Here is a 19319-nt window from a genome sequence, read left to right on the forward strand (position 1 = left end):
GCACATTTTTTATTTTAAAAGATCATCCAATGCTGATTCGACTTTTTCAAAACCAAAAGTTGCTTTGACCTCTCCGAACATACGTTGAATCTGATCATTGCATAGATTTCCAATGCTTCCTTCGTGCGTATGGTTTACCTCTTTTGATGGCTTGAAACGGCCTTCATCGATATCAATGCCGATAGTCCTGTAGGCCTCCCGGAAAGGAACCCCTTTCAGAACCTCGTTGTTCACGACTTCAACAGAGAACAAATAATCGTATTTTGGATCGTCCAAGATATTCTCTTTAACGGAAATGTTTTCCAACATGAAAGTTGCTATTTCAAGACATTCATTCAGCGATTTAAAAGCCGGGAATAAATTTTCCTTTAACAATTGAAGATCTCTATGATAACCAGACGGCAGGTTGGTAGTCATCAACGCAATTTCATTTGGCAATGCCTGTATCTTATTACAGCGTGAACGGATCAACTCAAAGACATCTGGATTCTTTTTATGCGGCATGATGCTCGATCCCGTCGTTAAATGTGCCGGAAAGGAGATAAAGCCAAAATTTTGATTAATATACAGACATACGTCCATTGCAAATTTGGCCAATGTCGCCGCGATGGAACTCATGCCCTGTGCCAAGATACGTTCGGTCTTACCTCTCCCCATCTGTGCATAAACCACATTGTAATTTAGGTCTTCAAATCCCAGCAATTGCGTCGTCATCGTTCTATTTAATGGAAAAGATGATCCATAGCCTGCAGCAGATCCTAAAGGATTCTTATTACAAACCTTCCAGGCGGCACGCATCATCTCCAGATCATCAACAAGGCTTTCTGCGTAAGCACCAAACCATAATCCAAAAGATGAAGGCATTGCAATCTGCAAGTGCGTGTATCCCGGAATCAGAATATGCTTATATCGCTCGCTGAGTTGGATCAATTCATTAAAAAGAGCTTCTGTATTCTGGATGATATGCTGAATCTCTGAGCGGAAGTATAATTTTAGATCGACCAAAACCTGGTCATTACGGGATCTGCCGGAGTGAATTTTCTTACCTGCCTCTCCAATACGCTGTGTAAGCAGCATTTCGACCTGTGAATGCACATCTTCTACCGAGTCCTCAATACGAAAGTCACCGGCTAAAATTTCTTTATAGATATTTTTCAGTTCTTTTTGTACAAGCACTAGATCCTCATCGGTCATCAGATTTATGCTATTCAACATGCGTGTATGGGCCAATGAACCCAAAACATCCGCAGCAGCAAGTTGCAGGTCCATTACGCGGTCATTGCCCACCGTAAACGATTCTACAAAAGAATCGACATCTATATTTTTTTGCCAGATTTTCATTCGTATAATTTCTTTTTGATCCCGTTATTATCAAAAGCCTTTGGTCGGTTTAGCGTTGATTGAAGCTCCTGATAATTCTATCACATACAATTTTTACAAAAATACCAATTGCAAATGGTTATATCAATGCAAAGATTGCATACATTTTGCTCGGACAATTTGATGAAAAACAAAAAATCTCGTGAAAAAAAAGGGCCGTTACAAAAAAAATTAAATGTTAAAAGTTTGTTAAATCGCGATAAACACACATTATAAGTAACCACTCACTTTATTTTTAAAAGTTATTTTGTCAGTTTTTTAAGTATTCCTATGTTTGTAGTGTAAGGGAGATGAAAAAATAGAAGATGGTAAGGTTAGTAAATACTTACCGCTTTAAATACACCGAAATTTCAAACCAAATATGATAGACCCCAAAGTCTTAAAACTTGAAAGAAATTACCTAACCAATTGTGAATCGAAATTTAAAGGCACGTCAAACCAAGATGTGCCTTTTTTCTTGTGCTGCTTATTTTATTGTTTTCAAAGCTGTAATCCGTTCGCTACCAATCGATGGTTTATTGTATATTTTTTGTCAAGTAAGCGATAAGAGGTCGAGCCAAATTTCTCTTTTAATTGAAATTTTGGCTATTTTTGTTTGACATAATTGAGAATATTCAACATAGAAACGTATACGATGGGAACAGAAAGCAAGAGACAGCAACGTTTTGCTGGGGTGATTCAACAGGATTTAGCAGCATTATTTCAACGCGAAGGTAATTCATGGGCTCCTGGAGCATTTATTACGGTTACACGGGTTCGTGTTACGCCGGATTTAGCGATTGCCCGCGTTTACGTGAGCTTTTTAAACACAAAAACGGCACAGGAGGATATTAAGGCCATTCGTTCCAAAACATCTGAAATACGCTACAAACTGGGTGCAAAAATTAAGAACCAGGTAAAGATTGTTCCTCAATTGGAGTTCTTCCTCGATGATACCAACGAATATGTTGAACACATGGATAAACTATTTGAAGAGATAGGCAAAGAACCGCGTCAACCAGAATAGTACCATCTATCGCAGCATGTTAAATAACCATGGTATTTGAACTGGATACGAAAAGACTGGAGTTTCCACACCCAAGCTATGCAGAAGAAGATGGTTTACTCGCCGTAGGTGGAGATCTTTCGGTAGATCGTTTGCTACTGGCCTATAGTAACGGAATTTTCCCCTGGTTCAGTGATGATAGCCCGATACTTTGGTATGCCCCAAATCCCCGATTTGTGATCGATCCGTCCAAGATCAAGATCAGCAAGAGCATGGCGAGTGTTCTCCGGAAAAAAACATTTTCCTTATCGATAGACCGCAGCTTTAAAGAAGTCATTCGGCTTTGCGCAACTATGAATAGAAAAGATCAGACTGGAACCTGGATAACACAGGACATGATCGAAGCATATAGTAAACTTGCGGAGCTGGGTTATGCACATTCGGTGGAAGTTTGGCAAGATGGTATACTGGTTGGGGGGCTTTATGGCGTGTTAATCAATGGGGTCTTTTGTGGCGAAAGCATGTTTTCAAAAGTCGCCAACGCTTCGAAAGCGGCTCTGATTTACATCGCCCAAGAAATTGAACTTCGTTTAATTGATTGCCAATTTCACACGGATCATTTGGAAAGCATGGGCGGAGAATACCTCTCCTTGACAGATTATTTAGCAATACTAACAAAAGACCAAAGACATGAGTAATCCCTATCGTAAACATTTTGACATCGCTTCAGCGGTAACTTACCTCACCACACCAGGATCCGGCTTACTTTCACGTGAAACAAAGGCCTGGCGCGCCAAAAGAGACCAAGATTTCTTCGACGCGAACAGCACCTTACGTGAACAGCAAGGTGCAACTTTAGATGCCTGTCGGGATACGCTCGGTAAATTTTTCAATTGCCCTTCCCAAAATGTCTTCTTATCAAGTTGTTTTTCCTTTGCCTTCAATGCGCTATTGGCAGGTTTACCAAAACAAGCTAAGGTTTTATTACTGAATAATGATTATCCTTCCGTTAATTTTCCGACGATATTAAGTGGTTTTGAACACCAATTTGTCACGATGGACGAACAATTGGAAACGAATTTATTGGACACAATAGCAACATTCAAACCAGATGTTCTCATCCTTTCCATTGTTCAATATATTTCGGGGTTAAAAATAGATCTATCCTTCATACAGGAATTAAAGCATCAGCATCCCGAGTTGTTGATTGTAGGCGACGGCACCCAATACTTAGGGACAGATCTTTTTGATTTCGCACTTTCTGGCTTTGACGCCGTATTATCAAGTGGATACAAATGGCTTATGGCTGGCTTTGGTAATGGCTTTGTCCTCTTAAGTGAAAGACTCAAAGCGATGCTTTATGCAGATATCCAAAAAAATTACAGCTTCCTCAACAATCAATGGATGAATAAATCTGTGGTACAACTCTGTTTTGAACCAGGGCATTTGGACACACTATCGCACGGAACGCTACAGCAGTCTCTTCTTCAATTGGGGGAATGGGGCTTTGCCGAAACTGTGGCCTATACCCAAAAATTGATCGAAGATGCCCGCACTGAACTTGCCGACAGAAAACTGTTATTGGACAGCATCATCAATAGACGTCCACAGAGTAATATTTTCAATATTCAGATCAACCCCGACAATTATCAAACACTCCTGGATGAGGGCATAAAATGCTTTCCCCGAGGTTCGGGAATCCGTGTCGGATTTCATTTATACAATGATCACGCGGACCTTGAGAAGCTACTATATATTATTGACACAAAAGTAAAGTAAACATGAAATTTAGAATAGGCGACTTAGTACGGTTTGTCGATGAACCCATTGAGGGGCATATCACATCCATGCAGCCCAACGATATTGTAGGCGTTACAGACGACACTGGTTTTGAGATTCCGGTACCCATGGATAAAATTACCCTTGTCTTCGGTAATATGCGCCGTGCAGATGATGAACTTGACCAACATGCGACACCACTGACACCACATCGATTTATCGAAAAAGGAATACTTTTGGCCATCTCGGGAGATCACAAAGATGGACTTGCCAAATTACACATCATCAATGAAACGAGTTTTGAGCTTCTGGTATCCGTCGCTGAAGCTACAGCGAATAAAGTGAAAGGTATTTTCAGTAATAAGATACCACCGCATGACTCTATGCAGTTTTACACAGGCAACTTTGCAAATGTTGGTAAATGGCCTACCTTCCGTTTTCAGATCATACGTCATAGCGGCAGTTTGCAGGAACTGACCTCACCAATCAACAGAGAACAACGTGTACGTCCTGTAGATCTTACTAATCCAAAAGTCCTTAACGAAATTTTGGATGAAAAAATATGGTCTTACGAACTGGATAAGATTGAAGAGGATTTAGGACTGGACAAGCTAAAAAGTCATTTCGTACCGCATCGTCCAAATAAAAAATAAGCTAGATGAATTTCATCTAGCTTATTTTTTTCTGAAACTGCTTGATCTTATTGGCCAGAAAGAACCTCCAGTCCGCTTTGATTGCTGTTGGTGTCTGCGAAGTCATGAAAGTTTTATTTGGACAAACGGCTTTATTTTATTCAGTTGTCGCAGAAACCTTCTTGGTACTGAACAATAACATTAAAATTCCAATCAAATAGACAACCCAGCCCCAGCGCATGTGCAAGGATTTAGAAAGCAATTTATCGGCAAATCCCCAACCGAAATAGTTATTGATCTTAAACCAGACCGCTGTTATACTCAACAGGTACCAACAGGCGGCTAATCGAGTCATCCATTGATAAGCTCGAACTGCACGAACAAAAAATAAAAGGGCAGTTACCCCCAGAATAAGTAATGTAATAAAGAATAAATAGGCATCTACCTGATATAAATTCCAATTTCCTTTAATAGGCACTTTTAAGAACGGCGTCATGCTGGACAAAAAAGAAATGACTAGTCCAACGATGGCAACGTATTTTTTGATAATAATCATGATTCAAATTCCTTTAAAACTGCTACGAATATAAGTTGAATATTGACACATATATAACTTGTATTTCACTTTTTGAAAAATTATTCTATTTTTAAGCGCAATTAACGCTTAGAACAAATAAAAAACAAAGCTAACAAAAAGAATATCAGTAATTTAAACCTTATTTTTCTCTTGTTTAAAAGAGATGAGTATAATTTTTAGCATTAAGCCGAACAATAAACATGAAAAGAGAAGTTGAAGAAATCGCTGCAGAACAACCCGCACAGCCAAATAAAAAGAAAAGGGTATATATCATTATTGGCGCCGTCCTATTGGTTATTCTAGCGGGTGGCGGGTATTACAATTATAGCCAGCGACAAGCTTTCGACGGCTTGCAGGTAGACAGTGCCGCCACGGCTGCCGTCGGATTTGACAATGCCGATCCCAAAGACCTGGAAGATGCTGATGGATGGAGTTCATTAGAAGACTATCAACATTGGAATAATGCAATCTTCACTCTTCCGGAATACGACAACATTCCATTACGCTACAGAAGGGGGATTACAAAGATATTTATGGGCAATAGCTACCTAGAGCCCGTAGATGATAAACCTATATACAAGTTTACCCGGATAAAAGATCGGGCTAAATCTGTTTTCTGCTATGGAAACTTTACAGATCGCAACGATTCAGACAGTTGGAATAAAGAAATGGCTTTCCTAGTAGAAAAGAACGACTACCAGAGTAGTGCCATCTGGATCATATCGGCAAAAGGCGATATTTTATTCTGGAAGGAATATTCAAGCGAACTGCCACTCATTAACAGCTTCAAAAAGGGACAGAAAATTTTTATGGACGAGATGAAGTTAGTACCTGCTCCTGCCGATGGAATTATTGTCAAGAACAAAAACTCCAAGTACGCATTAATTTACAATAAAAGCAGCAAGACCTTCGACAGCTATTATCAATATAGTGATAGTGAAATTCAAGAAGCTACTACTTCTGAAGAAGAACCTTATGTGGAAGAATTGGAAGATGTTACCATCGACTCTGCAAGCACAAATACGGGTATTAAAGAATAGATTATCGTATTTTATCGCTTAAAATTTTCGTCACGATCTATCGTGACGAAAATCATTTAGCATCAAGCTATAACATAAGTAATTATAAAACAGATTATTAAATAGAAAAAACAGCTATTTAAAATCTTTCTAAATTAATCCCTTTGACAGATTTTTGACACAAGCACAAAGCTTTTAAGCTACATTTGTACCGTTAAATATAAGCGAGGGATTAGAGCTTTGAAAAATCTTAAAGTATTAGCGTTTACTCATAAACATGTCGAACTAAAAGATCTAGGTAATCTAGTGATCTGCAATGAGGATTTAGAAAGTCGCCTCATCAATCTAAAGCATAGCCTAGACATTCCAGAGATCTTTTATATTGGTACTTGTAACCGAGTAGAGTTTGTATTTTATGGTGCTCATGAATTGACCCATGAATTCATTGCTGATTTTATGGGGAAATTAAACTTCTGTGTACCTCAGGAAAGACTACAATGTTACTTGGGACAGGTCAACAAATACGAGGGTATGGATGCTTTAAATCACCTGCTTCGGATGTCATGTTCACTTGAAAGTCTTGTTGTTGGTGAAAAAGAAATTTTGGCACAGGTACGTCGCGCATATGATCGTTGTAGAGAAGCTGGTTTTACTGGAGATTTTCTACGTCTGATGATGGATCGTCTCGTAAAAACTGCTAAAGAAGTATACACCTATACTAAAATTTCCAGAAACCCAATTTCAGTTGTCTCTCTTGCCTATCGCAAATTACGCGAATTAAAACTGGTTGAAAACCCTAGAATCGTCATCATTGGTTCTGGAGAAACCAATCAGAATTTAGCAAAATATTTCCAGAAGAACCAAAAAGCTAAGTTCGTTATTTTCAACCGCACAGTGGAGAATGCAAAGGCCCTAGCCGAAGAATTAAATGCTGAAGCTTACCCCTTGGCTGATATTGATCAGTACAAAGAAGGCTTTGATATTCTGATTACTTGTACAGGTGCGCCTACCTCCATTATTGACAACACACTTTACCAATCGTTATTAAACGGAGAGACTGATAAGAAAATTATCATTGACTTAGCCGTTCCGAATGATGTTGATGCTGAAGTTCTCCAAAATAATCCGATTCATTATATCGAAGTGAGCAGCTTACAAGCTATTGCGGAGAAAAACATCCAAGAGCGTTATAATGAATTGGAGAGTGCCGAAAAGATTATCCAGGACAATATCCAAGAATTTTTACCTTTAATCAAACAGCGACGCGTAGAAGTTGCTATGCGTGAGGTTCCTGAGAAGATTAAAGAAATTAAATCATTCGCTCTAAATGAGGTTTTTGCTCAAGAGGTTCAAGCCCTAACCCCCGAAGCGAGAGAGGTCTTGGAAAAAGTCATCAACTATATGGAAAAGAAATACATCAAGGTTCCAATGGTTATGGCGAAAGAAATTTTGGTTAAAACTCCAGAAACGGAAAAGAACTAATACTAAACCTGCTCTTGGAGCAGTGATTTCCTTCTACTTTTTATTATCACCCTAGGTTTTGTACTAAGGTTATTCTGCTCGCTGAATGTGCTCTGCTCACATCCCATGGAGCTACCCTTTGACTGTTTCCCATAAATTTCGGTTTATCAATTATTTCCTGACATATAATGACAGTAACGTGTCAACATATTCCTTCTATTTATTTATTTTTGCTCTGATTAATGGTATTAAACACATTTTTCCGAAATTGTTCATTTTCCGGGGCTCAATTGAATTGAAACACATTCTGTGCTAGTTGAATACGTAGCTACCGGTGGAGCATCTTTGTGATTGTTTTAATAGGTAAAGTAAAATTAACGTGAATAGAAAACTAATTATCGGTACCCGGGGAAGCGTTCTTGCCATGTGGCAGGCAAATTTTGTAAAAGATCGATTGGCAGAAATCGGAATTGAAGCAGAATTAAAAGTCATTAAAACACAAGGTGACATTATTCAACACCTTCGTTTGGATAAATTAGAAGGCAAAGGATTTTTCACTAAAGAGCTTGAGGAAGAGCTTTTAAGCGGGACCATTGATTTAGCTGTACACTCACACAAAGATTTACCTACGGTCAATCCTCCAGGATTGATCATTGCAGCGGTTTCTGAGCGCGAAGATCCAGCTGAATTATTGATTATCCACAAAGATTGTGTAGACATCAAAAAACGTCTTTCATTAAAGCACAATGCGACAGTTGGAACATCATCTAACCGTAGAAAAGCGCAGATCTCGGCACTACGTCCTGATCTAGAATTTGACGATCTCCGTGGTAATTTGCAGACAAGAATCCAAAAACTACGTGATGAGCAATATGATGCCATAGTACTTGCAAAAGCAGGTATTAGCCGTATTGAAATGGATATTACAGATTTTCATGTGGAGGAGATTCCTCCTGTTGAAATTATTCCGGCACCAGCGCAAGGGGTACTTGCTATTCAGATCCGTGAGGTTGACAGGGAACTTTTTGGAGCTTTACAGCCCCTGAATAATGAAGAAGTGGCAAAAACAATCTCCGTAGAACGTTTGGTATTAAATAAATTTGACGCCGGCTGTCATGCGCCACTTGGCTGTTATTGCCGCAAAAGCGGCGATGAATACGAAGCTTGGGCCTCTATTGCTGAAACAAGTGAAGATTTCCCTGATCGTGTTTACCTTAGAGATACCGATGCGACACGTTTAGCGGAGCGAATTTTCAATAAGTATGCAAAGGATAGAAAGCTTCCACAATCTGTATTTATCTCCCGGGAGGTAGACGAAAATTCCTATTTCGCAAGAGCAATGGGCAAGCATAATATTACTATTGAGGGCCGTTCTTTAATCAAAATATTCCCTATTATCAATAAACTGGATCCTTTTATCCTAAAACACGTTGACTGGATTATATTTTCAAGCAAAAATGGTATTGAGCACTTTTTCAATTTAGAGCCTCGTTTGAGCAAAAAGACCAAGATCGGTGTCATTGGCCGCGGCTCGGAAGAGATTTTGCGTAAATATGACCGCGTTGCTGATTTCTCTGGCGACAGTGAGGGCATCAATATGGAGGAAATTGCGAAGAAATTTGCTGAATTGGCCAATGGTGGTACCGTGCTTATTCCACGTGCGAAAGAATCTTTGGAAACAATCCAAAAAGCGTTAAGCGCGGAGACGAAAATCATCAATATACCGGTATACGAAACGGTCTTAGAAGAAAATGTAGATCCATCCAATGCGGAAGTATTGGTTTTTACCAGTCCAAGCAACGTGGAAGCTTATTTTGCGGACAATCTGTTGGAACCGGGCCAGAAAGTAATTTGTATTGGCCGCTCTACCGGTGCAAAGTTTGATGAGATGAATGTCCCTTATACACTTCCTTATTCTCCAGATGAAATAGGTCTTTCTGAAGCCGTTTTTGGATTGGAGTATTAGAATCGTATAAAGTAGTTTGTATTTCAACGTCGGTAAACGATTCCACTGACTTTGAAATAAACAACATAGATCATAAATAATCTTAATATAATGTTACAACGTCCGAGAAGAAATCGTAAATCTGCCGTGATTCGCGACATGATTCAAGAGACACGTTTAGACGCGTCAAATTTGATTTTCCCACTTTTTATCGTCGATGGGCAAAATCAAAAAACTGAGGTTAAATCGATGCCTGGCATCTATCGCTATTCAATAGACAATCTATTGAAAGAAGTGGAAAGTTGCCTAAAGTTGGGCTTACGCTCATTTGATCTTTTCCCTAACATTGAAGAGTCCTTAAAAGACAAATATGCTACAGAAAGCTACCGTGATGGAAGTTTATACTTACGTGCGATTGCAGCTGTAAAGAAAAATTTTCCGGAAGCTTGTATCGTAACGGATGTTGCTATGGACCCTTACAGCAGTGATGGGCACGATGGAATTGTCGAAAACGGTGAGATCCTAAACGATGAGACATTAGAGGTATTGGGCAAGATGGCTTTGGCACATGCGCAATCAGGTGCAGATATCATTGCTCCATCAGATATGATGGATGGTCGCATCGGTTACATCCGTGAGCTATTGGACCATAATGGTTTTACAAACGTTTCTTTGATGTCCTATACGGCAAAATATGCTTCGGCCTATTATGGTCCTTTTAGAGATGCCTTAGGCTCGGCGCCCAAGCATGGCGATAAAAAGACCTACCAGATGAATCCTGCCAATGCAAAAGAGGCGCTTATCGAAGCACAGCTCGATGCACAGGAAGGAGCAGATTTTCTGATGGTAAAACCAGGACTTCCCTACTTAGATATCGTTAAACTTCTTGCAGACAACTTCGATCTGCCAATTGCGGTATATAATGTCAGCGGAGAATATGCGATGTTAAAGGCGGCTATTCAAAACGGCTGGTTAGACGAACGTGTCATTCTAGAAACGTTATTGAGCTTCAGACGTGCTGGCGCTACTGCAATCTTATCCTACCATTCCAAAGAAGTATTGGAGAAAGGTTTTATTTAACAACTTCCAAATTATCTTCGATAATCGGAATATAACTAACAGAAGCTCGGGAATTCATTTCCGAGCTTCTGCTTTTTTTAAAATATTATTTAAACCTTTTTATTACATTGCGGTCAAACAGAAAATTATAATCCACCTTATTATGTTAAAAAGTATTATAATCAGCAGTTTCCTGTTATCGGCTCCTTCCGTACATGAACATACATTTTACTCCTTTTTAGAAGGCAATTGGATTGCGGCCAACGCTAAATTGAAATCAATCATATTTAATAAGAATGGCGACGCCTTTTTCACCTTTTCAAATTCAAACCATCAAAGTCCCCCAACTTCAGTTCATCAAAAAGTGGGCAATTTTGCAATATTAGATAGCAAAAAATTCAGTGGGTACTTTTTTAGTCCAAACCTTTTTGGAAAATATAATGATAACAAGACGGCTTTTGAGATTGAAATTAAGTCAGCCAATGAGATTATCCTGTTTGTCAATCAACAGGAAATACAATTGCTAAAAAAGGAAACTATTACTCAATTTAAATAGCTAATATCAGGCTATTATGGATTCCTTACGTTTCTATGAGACTTATCTTCTCAAAAAAAGATAACTTCGCATTCAAATACATAGACTATGCAAGCACCTGATATTTCAAGAGCAAAATCTGCTGAGCTATTTGAAAAAGCAAAACAATATTTCCCTGGAGGCGTAAACTCTCCTGTTAGGGCCTTCAAATCCGTATATGGTACCCCATTATTTATTGAACGTGGCGATAAGGCACATCTTTGGGATGCGGACGGCAATGAATTCATCGATTTTTGTTGTTCATGGGGTCCCCTAATTTTAGGGCACAATAATGATCAAGTTCGTGAAGCAGTAGCGGCACAACTCGGGAAAGGCTTAAGTTTTGGCGCTCCTACTGCGTTGGAGAACCAACTAGCTGAGTTGATTATCGAAAACAATCGATTTATTGAGAAAATTCGCTTTGTCAGTTCTGGCACCGAGGCTGTAATGTCTGCTATCCGTTTGGCTAGAGGCTATACGAAACGTGATAAGATCATCAAATTTGATGGCTGTTATCATGGGCACTCCGATTCTCTTTTGGTAAAAGCTGGTTCTGGCCTGGTAACCTTTGGTGAGACATCTTCGGCCGGTGTACCTAAAGCATTTGCAGACGAAACCATTGTTATCGAATTAAACGATAAGCAAGCTTTAGAAGCTGCTTTTGCAGAGTTTAAAGATCAGATTGCGGCAGTTATCATTGAGGGTATACCTGCAAACAATGGCTTATTGTTGCAATCTAAGGAGTATGTTCACTTCTTACGTAATATCACCAAAGAACATGGTGCAATGTTGATTATGGATGAAGTGATCACAGGATTCCGTGTTGGTTTTGAAGGTGCTTCAGCTTACTATGATGTACAACCTGATATTATTACCTACGGTAAAATTATTGGTGGCGGAATGCCTGTCGGTGCTTATGGAGCCTCAAAAGAATTGATGGCCTGTATATCTCCTGATGGTGCAGTTTACCAAGCAGGAACTTTATCCGGAAATCCAGTTGCTATGGCTGCCGGCATTGCTGCATTGGGTATCTTGGCTCAAAAGGATTTCTACACAAATTTAAATGCCAAAACAGAGGCTTTCGTCAATGATATGCGTACTTATATTGCCGAGAAAGGATATAAAGTTCAACTTTTCCATGTTGCTTCTATTTTTTGGTTTGCATTTACAGAACAGCAAGAAATTAAAAAAGCGAGTGAAATCGATCCTAAATCGATGGAATCTTATAAAATTATGCACCGCGAGTTGTTAAATCGCGGCGTTTATTTTGGCCCTTCAGGCTATGAAGTAGGTTTTGTTTCTGATGCACATACAGCAGCGGATCTTGACCTGGCAAAAAAACATATTTTTGATGCGTTGGACATTGTCTTTAGCGCATAAAAATCAAACTACTTTAAAAAAAGCCCTCTAGTATATTACTGGAGGGCTTTTTTTATAGGTTAGTGGAAGTTTCGGTTTGAATCAACGTACTTATTAAAGTTTGTTTGCCAACTTCTTATCTTTGGATTTCATCTTATTTAATCCGGCGATAAGTTCATCCAACGAAAACTTACCTTTGATATCCATAAATACACTTTCATCTTCATCATCATGGACCAATAAAGAAACCCGCTGAATGACATTGTTCTTATCAATACGAGCATTTAGCGAAATTTCCTGGCCATCGGTGTTAATAACCAGAAGTTCCTCAAATTTATTTTTCTTTAAAAACTTATGGTAATCGTCCAAAATACGCGCATTCTTTATTTTATCATTATTTGACAGTGTCAGCATTCTGAACTTCTTCAATTTCTTTACAATTTCGGCCATTGCACGAGTATCTTCATCATTATCATCCTTTAAGGCTTTTTTCATAAAGGGTTTTGTTAACCACATCGGTAAATTAATCGCAACAATCTCAGCATCGTCAGATACATTAGACCGACTGACGAAGTCCATATTGGACGCTTTTTTTATCATGCATGATTGCATGGAGAAAAGAACGCCAACTAGGCACAACAAGGTTAGTAATCTTTTCATAATTTTCTACTTTTTGTTGTTATCTCCTTTGTTCTTATTCACTTTATTATTCCCTTCGTTGACCAAGCTAGTCACATCTTTCAACGGTATAGCCCCGTCCAGGATCATAAATAGGTTTTGCCCATCTCCATTGATTGTAAGTAACAGATTGTTTAGGATATCGGCATTTGCGGACATATTTTCTACCATGAATCGGATATCTTGTCCATCACTGTTGAGTGACATAAGCTCTTCATATTTTAAATTAGACACCGCCCCCCGAATAATACCTGTTAAAGCTTTATCTTCTCCATCCTCAACAATCAGCATCCGCAACGATTTAACATTCTTAAGCAGTGGTGTAATTGTCTGCATATCCTCATCGTCTATTTTCAAATTACCCAATAGTTTGAACATCGGCGCCCCAATCTTGAGTGTCGTTACACCTTTCTTTCCTTGATATTGTTCAAAAAGTTTATCCAATTTTGAAATTTGTGCATTTGCCATACTTGCTACAAGTAGAAGGCAAGCTATTAAAAAACCTTTCATTTTATTTTAGTTAATCGTTATTGACATTTGTTTTATATTCATTGCTTTATCTACACCATTTTCCAGATTATTTGCCAGTAAGCCCAAAGATTTTAGGGTCAGTTCAACAGCTTCCTGTTCATTCGCGACAGGTTTCCCATTTAAAACAACATAATCTGCCCGGTAGGACTCTTCTGTTGTCAATTCCGAACTTTCAGTCACGACTTCTTTCTTCACTATCCAATCTTTGGCCTGTTTTTTTACTTTTGGACGTTTAAAAGTTTCTGCTGTTCGCATCGCCTTTCCACTGTCCTCCGCACTTACCTCATCATTAAGTTTGGGAGCTGTTATTTCTATATTTTGATCGTCAAGCAGCTTCTTATCGGCAGGCTTCGACTCACTCATTTCTTTTTTGGCGAGCACAGGTCCTTGTATTGCTGATTCCTGATTTAGGAATAGTGCAATTCCAATAGCCATTACCAACATGGCTGCTGCTGCATATTTTATCCAGCTATTATTCCACCACACAATACGTTTCTTATCATCATTGATCTCACTTTGGAAGTCCTCAAAGGACCAGTCCATTGTCTTATTTTTTTCCTGATTCAATGATTGAAAAAAAGCATTATCCGAGTTTTTCAATACTCTTTCTTCCTCTAATGACGACTGGCCATTAAAGTACTTCTCTTCCAATTCTTTTAATTTCTTATCTTTCATCACTGTATATCTTATTTTCAAAGAAGATGAAACAATCGGGTTTATTTTTTACCTGAATAAATCCGCGTGGTTTCATAATCGAATAATTTTGTCAATTGTTCTTTTACCTTCTGTCTTGCACGCATCAGATTAACTCTGACTGCTGACTCCCCCATCTCCAATACTTCACCGATTTCATCGATGTCATAATCCTCAACATCGCGCAGATGCATAACAAGCCGTTGTTTTTCGGGAAGAGAATTGATCATCTCCAGAATAATTTCTTTCGTATTCCCAACGGTATGTTCGGTCATCGCAACAACCTGATGCTGTTCAACAAAATCCGCCCGGACCTTATCTCTTTTTAAACGATTGAGTGCTTCATTTTTCACACTCTGCATGCAGAAGGCTTCCATATTTTTGTATTGAAGCAACTGATCTTTTAATTGCCACAACCGCATCATCACATTTTGTACCGCATCAAAAGCCTCGTCATCATCAATCAAGATCCGTTTCGCAAAGCGAAATAGCTTATCCTTATGGATGAAAACGGTATTTTTAAATTGCTCTTGATTCATGTTATCGTCAATATTGAGACTTACTCTATTTTAATTTTTAATCGGCTTATGCTCCATCTCAATATCACCCGTGCCTTTTATATAATCAAGACATTTCAGCAGATCGATTTATTACATCTAATATGACTATTTTTTAAAAAATATTTAATTCATTGTGTATTAAACTTCAATGAGTAGCCCAAACGGCCTATTTTTAACCTTATTACAAACAAAATAGGAACATAGACTGTTACTTAAGATGCTGAATGATTAAAAATTTAAACAAAAAAATTATGAAGTATTACAGAATTACAGGTATTACTGCTGCAATAGCGCTATTGGTAGGCGCTATTGGGTGTAACAACTCTTCTACAAAAAGTACAGGTGGAGCTGACTCAAGCAGCAGTATCGACACAAATACTGCACAAAAAATGGACTCAATCACCGTTAGTCCTATTGCAGACTCGAAAGAATTTCCTGGAGCTGATCTGCAGATTGCCTCGATCACTGCAGAAAAGGTAGGAACAGACTCCGCAAAAGTAACTGTAAAATATGCGATTAAGAATTTCAAATTGACTGAGATGACCGATGATGCCCATGCTGCCCATATGGCAAATTCGCATGATGGCCAACATATCCATTTTATTTTAGACAATAAACCTTACACGGCTCTTTACAAACCCGAGAACTCCGTAACAGTACCGTTAAATTCGGAACATTACCTGCTCTCATTTTTATCAAGATCCTATCATGAATCCATAAAAACCACTGAAGCTTCTAAATTGGTAAAATTTAAGATTGATGCAACGGGTAAATTGACGACAGATGCAACACCAAAGGAACCATCACTTTTCTATTCGCGACCTAAAGGTGAGTATAAAGGAGCTGAAACAAAAAATCTCCTGTTAGATTTTTACGTAGTCAATACCAAACTTGCTCCAGACGGCAACAAGGTAATTGCAGATATCAATGGCCAGACATTTACATTGGACAAATGGGGGCCATATGAGATAAAAGGGCTGCCAATGGGCAACAATAAAGTAAAATTGACTCTAGTGGATAAGGATGGTAATGCTGTTACTGGAGATAATGTTTCGGTAGAACGTGATATCAAACTGTCTGAAAAATAAATTGAGGGCTGTCCTAAACACAAAAGAGTCGCATTAAAATGTGACTCTTTTGTATTTAGGACAAACTTTGAGCGACAAAAAGACATTGTCTTTATTCCTCTTTGATTAAGGCAGTTTGTCAAAATCAATTTTCGGTGCATTATTTTTATTTCGGAATTCAAACTTACTTCCTGGCTTAACAACGTCATTAAAGAAACCACCATTTCTAAGGAAGTATCCGTTTTTGGTAATGCCGCCGATTGCATCAATGCGTTGATTTGCACGATACGTATTATCGACACTGAAAGAAGCCTCCTGTACAGCTTTCCATTGTCCATCATAGACCCATTGATTGCCAAACTCAACCTTTCTACCCAGGTAGCCTTGATTAGGACTAAAGTTCTCTAAGAAACTATGGAATCGTTTCAGGTAGGTGTTTGTCTGCGGACGTTTGAAGCTTGCGATCACATTCCATGCATTCTCTTCGGGTACAAAAAACCAAGCCGTATAATCAGTATTCCCTTTTCCATCGGGCACGCCTTTCAAGAGAAACTTATAGGTTACCCCTGCTTTCCAAAAGTACTTACGGTAACTCTGTCCGCCTGACCCTTCATTTCCAAACTCACCCGAATGCACATCCTTTCCTTTTTTTAGTAGATGGATTTTTTGCTCATCTGGAATACTTTTCGGATCATCTGTGTGGAATGGACTCCAGACGGAAAATAAGATACGTCGCTCGGTTTCTGAATTAACCTGTATACCAAAGTAGCCTTCGCCAAAACCATTCGCCATAAAATAGGAACCAACTTTATCTTCTCCTTGAGGGACGGTTACTTCGTTATAATAGTAACTAACGTTACCCTCCGTAGGAACAGTATAATTGAGATGACAAGAAGGGCCTCTTCTGGACCAATAGTAATACTCAGGATCATTGGAAAATAGAAGACCTTCCGAAGCCGCTTCGCCGCTCACAAGCAATTCGGTTACATCGGCAAAATTGCTTCCCGATTTACTTAAGCCTTTTAAATTAACCTGAACGTAACCGGGCGATTTTACATCAATCGACAGAGGCGCTGTTTCCGACAGCTCAATACTTTCCACATTCACGATCGTCTTTTTTCCTAAAGCGTCTACTGCTATTTTGGATTTTCCAGCATCGTTTTTTGCCTTCAGTTTCAAAGTCAATTTCCCCGCCTTTTGAGCCCTAAAATAAACCGATACCACTTCCTGATCGCTTGACCATTTTACAAGGCCATTACGACCGGAAATTTCCGCTTCACCAGCTTGTCCTGCGGTAATGAAAGCATTCCCGGCAAGTGGTACGGCATAAGTCTTCCCTACTGTTTGCGCTATACTGCTTATCGAAAGACAGGATAAAGCTCCCATAAAGAGATACTGGATAAAGTGTTTTCTTTTCATACTTTATTTTTTTTATCAATTTATATATCAAACCTAGGCTAGTTATACTACCTGCGGTTATTAATGCTTGCCATGCATTCGAGATGCTGCTATACTCGAATACTTCACGAAACCAAACTCCTTTAGTTGTTCTGAAACTCAATTTATCAGCTATCTTTCTGTTGCACTTTACTATTGAATAAAGATGGTATCGGTTTGTGAAACTGGATTATTTGATGAAGATAAGGCTTAGATTTACAGAAAAAGAAAGGAAATGTATATCAATCGATTGTGTAAAAAAACAGCAATAATTGACCATTATTCCTTTCCATTTAAATGAACTATTATAAAATGAGATGTGTATTTTAACATTTTAAAAATACGATCTAATCTTTTTGTGTATTTTTAAGATCAGAGTCCCCTTTAATAAAAGCTAAAATTGCAAGCTCCATGGACAAATCGGCTGATAGCACATCAAAACGTATCTTAGGACAAAAACAAATCTCCATATTGATCCATGGACTCGCCTGGCTTATTTTCTTATCCTTTCCAGTATTATTTTTTAACAACGGTCAATTGGAAATTAAGGAAATACTTTTTGCGCCGGCATTTTGGATTTTCACAGGCTGTTTTTTAATCCTATTCTATGTCAATGCTTACCTGCTAATTCCTTATGCGATAAGAAAACGAAAATTTATCAGTTACGGAATCTCCATTATTTTGACAGGCTTGTTATTAGCCTGTTATCTTCAGCCCTTCGATCGCTTGATGCATATTGGACGTCAGCAATTACCTACCCCTGGAGAAAGAGAATTTTCGTCTAGGCATCACCCTGATTTTCCACCGCCGCCATCTGCTAGGCATTCCCCAGACCGAGGTCCGGGGCAGACCCCGGGACAACGGCCACAACCCATCGATATTGCTTCCGTGTATATTTTCCTGTTAACCATTAGCCTTGCCGCACTCTATAGAATCGTAACCTACTGGATGGAAACTCAGCAAAAGATGCAATTGGTCGAACAAGACCGGATGAAGGCCGAACTTTCCTTCTTAAAAGCCCAGGTCCACCCCCACTTTTTGTTCAACACCTTAAATAATATTTATGCATTAGCATTGACCAACGATGATGCCGTCGCGAGTAGTATTCATCGTCTTTCACAATTAATGCGTTATTATATGGATGAACGGCATAGTGATACGATTGACATCAAGATTGAAATACAGGCTATACAAGATTTTATCAATCTCCAAAAGCTACGCACTGGCCCAAATTGTTCTATCAGTGAACACTATGCGGGGCTAGAACACCCTAAAACGATACACGCATTTGTGTTGCTTCCTTTTGTTGAAAATGCGTTCAAATATGGATTAAGCACAATAGAGCCCTCCCAATTAAGTTTTGAAGTCATTCTAACGCCAACATCCTGTGTATTAAATGTAAAGAATAGCATAGCTACACAGTCAACCGAACAACACCGAACAGGAACAGGTCTTAAAAATGTTAAACGTCTATTGGAACATTTTTATGCCAACAAACATCGCCTGACGATCCAGCAGGAGGATCATTCTTTTTTCGTTCAGCTTATCCTTTACATTTCTTCATAAATTGTTTCTATATTAGG

The 19319-nt window shown here is 38.8% G+C and carries 19 protein-coding genes; 12 read left to right on the top strand and 7 right to left on the bottom strand.

Annotation, left to right across the window (positions count from 1 at the left end; all coding sequences use genetic code 11):
* Positions 1-9: 9 nt before the first annotated feature.
* Positions 10-1341: an argininosuccinate lyase gene (gene argH / locus IQ31_RS03885; protein WP_075990928.1), complete on the bottom strand. Its 1332-nt coding sequence runs from the start codon at positions 1339-1341 to the stop codon at positions 10-12.
* A gap of 673 nt (positions 1342-2014) precedes the next feature.
* Here argH and rbfA point away from each other — a divergent pair.
* Genes rbfA through IQ31_RS03905 form a run of 4 tightly spaced genes read left to right on the top strand, consistent with a single transcriptional unit; the run spans position 2015 to position 4797 of the window.
* Positions 2015-2386, top strand: coding sequence for a 30S ribosome-binding factor RbfA (rbfA, locus tag IQ31_RS03890; RefSeq protein ID WP_088160129.1), 372 nt, complete (start codon positions 2015-2017; stop codon positions 2384-2386).
* Positions 2387-2415: 29 nt separating this feature from the next.
* Positions 2416-3063: a leucyl/phenylalanyl-tRNA--protein transferase gene (gene aat, locus IQ31_RS03895; protein WP_088160128.1), complete on the top strand. Its 648-nt coding sequence runs from the start codon at positions 2416-2418 to the stop codon at positions 3061-3063.
* Positions 3056-4144 (top strand): aminotransferase class V-fold PLP-dependent enzyme, encoded by a 1089-nt coding sequence (locus IQ31_RS03900; RefSeq protein WP_145327149.1) that lies wholly within the window; start codon positions 3056-3058, stop codon positions 4142-4144. The genes aat and IQ31_RS03900 overlap by 8 nt, the downstream gene beginning before the upstream one ends.
* Before the next feature lie 2 nt (positions 4145-4146).
* Positions 4147-4797: a hypothetical protein gene (locus IQ31_RS03905; protein WP_088160126.1), complete on the top strand. Its 651-nt coding sequence runs from the start codon at positions 4147-4149 to the stop codon at positions 4795-4797.
* Between the two features lie 136 nt (positions 4798-4933).
* On the opposite strand, the gene IQ31_RS03910 is transcribed toward IQ31_RS03905, so the two are convergent.
* Entirely contained in the window at positions 4934-5332 is a 399-nt protein-coding gene (locus IQ31_RS03910; RefSeq protein ID WP_145327150.1) for a hypothetical protein, read from the bottom strand.
* 221 nt (positions 5333-5553) lie between these two features.
* Here IQ31_RS03910 and IQ31_RS03915 point away from each other — a divergent pair, with 221 nt between their 5' ends.
* The 6 genes from IQ31_RS03915 to hemL all read left to right on the top strand — a co-directional run bounded on the left by IQ31_RS03915 (position 5554) and on the right by hemL (position 12791).
* Entirely contained in the window at positions 5554-6393 is an 840-nt protein-coding gene (locus tag IQ31_RS03915) for a flagellar basal body-associated FliL family protein (RefSeq protein ID WP_075990922.1), read from the top strand.
* Between the two features lie 219 nt (positions 6394-6612).
* Complete coding sequence (gene hemA / locus IQ31_RS03920) at positions 6613-7854, top strand: glutamyl-tRNA reductase (RefSeq protein ID WP_075990921.1); 1242 nt, start codon at positions 6613-6615, stop codon at positions 7852-7854.
* 358 nt (positions 7855-8212) lie between these two features.
* Positions 8213-9799, top strand: coding sequence for a hydroxymethylbilane synthase (hemC, locus tag IQ31_RS03925; RefSeq protein ID WP_145327151.1), 1587 nt, complete (start codon positions 8213-8215; stop codon positions 9797-9799).
* Positions 9800-9889: 90 nt separating this feature from the next.
* Positions 9890-10858 (top strand): porphobilinogen synthase, encoded by a 969-nt coding sequence (gene hemB / locus IQ31_RS03930; protein WP_070561999.1) that lies wholly within the window; start codon positions 9890-9892, stop codon positions 10856-10858.
* 142 nt (positions 10859-11000) lie between these two features.
* Positions 11001-11393, top strand: a complete 393-nt coding sequence (locus IQ31_RS03935) for a hypothetical protein (protein ID WP_145327152.1) — start codon at positions 11001-11003, stop codon at positions 11391-11393.
* Positions 11394-11480: 87 nt separating this feature from the next.
* Positions 11481-12791, top strand: coding sequence for a glutamate-1-semialdehyde 2,1-aminomutase (gene hemL / locus IQ31_RS03940; RefSeq protein ID WP_145327153.1), 1311 nt, complete (start codon positions 11481-11483; stop codon positions 12789-12791).
* Between the two features lie 93 nt (positions 12792-12884).
* On the opposite strand, the gene IQ31_RS03945 is transcribed toward hemL, so the two are convergent.
* Genes IQ31_RS03945 through IQ31_RS03960 form a run of 4 tightly spaced genes read right to left on the bottom strand, consistent with a single transcriptional unit; the run spans position 12885 to position 15211 of the window.
* Positions 12885-13430 (bottom strand): DUF4252 domain-containing protein, encoded by a 546-nt coding sequence (locus IQ31_RS03945; RefSeq protein ID WP_075990917.1) that lies wholly within the window; start codon positions 13428-13430, stop codon positions 12885-12887.
* Positions 13431-13436: 6 nt separating this feature from the next.
* Positions 13437-13958 carry a DUF4252 domain-containing protein gene (locus IQ31_RS03950; RefSeq protein WP_120333165.1) on the bottom strand — a complete coding sequence of 174 codons (522 nt, stop codon included), beginning with the start codon at positions 13956-13958 and terminating at the stop codon, positions 13437-13439.
* 6 nt (positions 13959-13964) lie between these two features.
* Positions 13965-14654: a hypothetical protein gene (locus IQ31_RS03955; protein WP_145327154.1), complete on the bottom strand. Its 690-nt coding sequence runs from the start codon at positions 14652-14654 to the stop codon at positions 13965-13967.
* A 41-nt stretch (positions 14655-14695) separates the two neighbouring features.
* Positions 14696-15211 (bottom strand): RNA polymerase sigma factor, encoded by a 516-nt coding sequence (locus tag IQ31_RS03960; RefSeq protein WP_075990914.1) that lies wholly within the window; start codon positions 15209-15211, stop codon positions 14696-14698.
* A 272-nt stretch (positions 15212-15483) separates the two neighbouring features.
* Between IQ31_RS03960 and IQ31_RS03965 the strand changes: the two genes are divergently transcribed.
* Complete coding sequence (locus tag IQ31_RS03965; RefSeq protein WP_145327155.1) at positions 15484-16320, top strand: hypothetical protein; 837 nt, start codon at positions 15484-15486, stop codon at positions 16318-16320.
* 105 nt (positions 16321-16425) lie between these two features.
* Here IQ31_RS03965 and IQ31_RS03970 read toward each other — a convergent pair whose 3' ends face one another.
* Positions 16426-17718, bottom strand: a complete 1293-nt coding sequence (locus IQ31_RS03970; RefSeq protein WP_145327156.1) for a DUF3472 domain-containing protein — start codon at positions 17716-17718, stop codon at positions 16426-16428.
* A gap of 429 nt (positions 17719-18147) precedes the next feature.
* Here IQ31_RS03970 and IQ31_RS03975 point away from each other — a divergent pair, with 429 nt between their 5' ends.
* Complete coding sequence (locus tag IQ31_RS03975; protein ID WP_088160116.1) at positions 18148-19302, top strand: sensor histidine kinase; 1155 nt, start codon at positions 18148-18150, stop codon at positions 19300-19302.
* The last annotated feature ends 17 nt before the right edge of the window (positions 19303-19319 follow it).

The organism is Sphingobacterium siyangense, from assembly GCF_007830445.1.
Taxonomy (GTDB): Bacteria; Bacteroidota; Bacteroidia; order Sphingobacteriales; family Sphingobacteriaceae; genus Sphingobacterium; species Sphingobacterium siyangense.

What these genes read in the sequence shown, in the direction of transcription:
- argH (WP_075990928.1), bottom strand. Translation starts at nt 1,341, where the DNA reads ATGAAAATCTGGCAAAAAAATATAGATGTCGATTCTTTTGTAGAATCG.
- hemL (WP_145327153.1), top strand. Translation starts at nt 11,481, where the DNA reads ATGCAAGCACCTGATATTTCAAGAGCAAAATCTGCTGAGCTATTTGAA.
- IQ31_RS03935 (WP_145327152.1), top strand. Translation starts at nt 11,001, where the DNA reads ATGTTAAAAAGTATTATAATCAGCAGTTTCCTGTTATCGGCTCCTTCC.
- IQ31_RS03945 (WP_075990917.1), bottom strand. Translation starts at nt 13,430, where the DNA reads ATGAAAAGATTACTAACCTTGTTGTGCCTAGTTGGCGTTCTTTTCTCC.
- IQ31_RS03905 (WP_088160126.1), top strand. Translation starts at nt 4,147, where the DNA reads ATGAAATTTAGAATAGGCGACTTAGTACGGTTTGTCGATGAACCCATT.
- IQ31_RS03965 (WP_145327155.1), top strand. Translation starts at nt 15,484, where the DNA reads ATGAAGTATTACAGAATTACAGGTATTACTGCTGCAATAGCGCTATTG.
- IQ31_RS03910 (WP_145327150.1), bottom strand. Translation starts at nt 5,332, where the DNA reads ATGATTATTATCAAAAAATACGTTGCCATCGTTGGACTAGTCATTTCT.
- IQ31_RS03955 (WP_145327154.1), bottom strand. Translation starts at nt 14,654, where the DNA reads ATGAAAGATAAGAAATTAAAAGAATTGGAAGAGAAGTACTTTAATGGC.
- IQ31_RS03915 (WP_075990922.1), top strand. Translation starts at nt 5,554, where the DNA reads ATGAAAAGAGAAGTTGAAGAAATCGCTGCAGAACAACCCGCACAGCCA.
- hemB (WP_070561999.1), top strand. Translation starts at nt 9,890, where the DNA reads ATGTTACAACGTCCGAGAAGAAATCGTAAATCTGCCGTGATTCGCGAC.
- rbfA (WP_088160129.1), top strand. Translation starts at nt 2,015, where the DNA reads ATGGGAACAGAAAGCAAGAGACAGCAACGTTTTGCTGGGGTGATTCAA.
- IQ31_RS03970 (WP_145327156.1), bottom strand. Translation starts at nt 17,718, where the DNA reads ATGAAAAGAAAACACTTTATCCAGTATCTCTTTATGGGAGCTTTATCC.
- aat (WP_088160128.1), top strand. Translation starts at nt 2,416, where the DNA reads ATGGTATTTGAACTGGATACGAAAAGACTGGAGTTTCCACACCCAAGC.
- IQ31_RS03960 (WP_075990914.1), bottom strand. Translation starts at nt 15,211, where the DNA reads ATGAATCAAGAGCAATTTAAAAATACCGTTTTCATCCATAAGGATAAG.
- IQ31_RS03900 (WP_145327149.1), top strand. Translation starts at nt 3,056, where the DNA reads ATGAGTAATCCCTATCGTAAACATTTTGACATCGCTTCAGCGGTAACT.
- IQ31_RS03975 (WP_088160116.1), top strand. Translation starts at nt 18,148, where the DNA reads ATGGACAAATCGGCTGATAGCACATCAAAACGTATCTTAGGACAAAAA.
- IQ31_RS03950 (WP_120333165.1), bottom strand. Translation starts at nt 13,958, where the DNA reads ATGAAAGGTTTTTTAATAGCTTGCCTTCTACTTGTAGCAAGTATGGCA.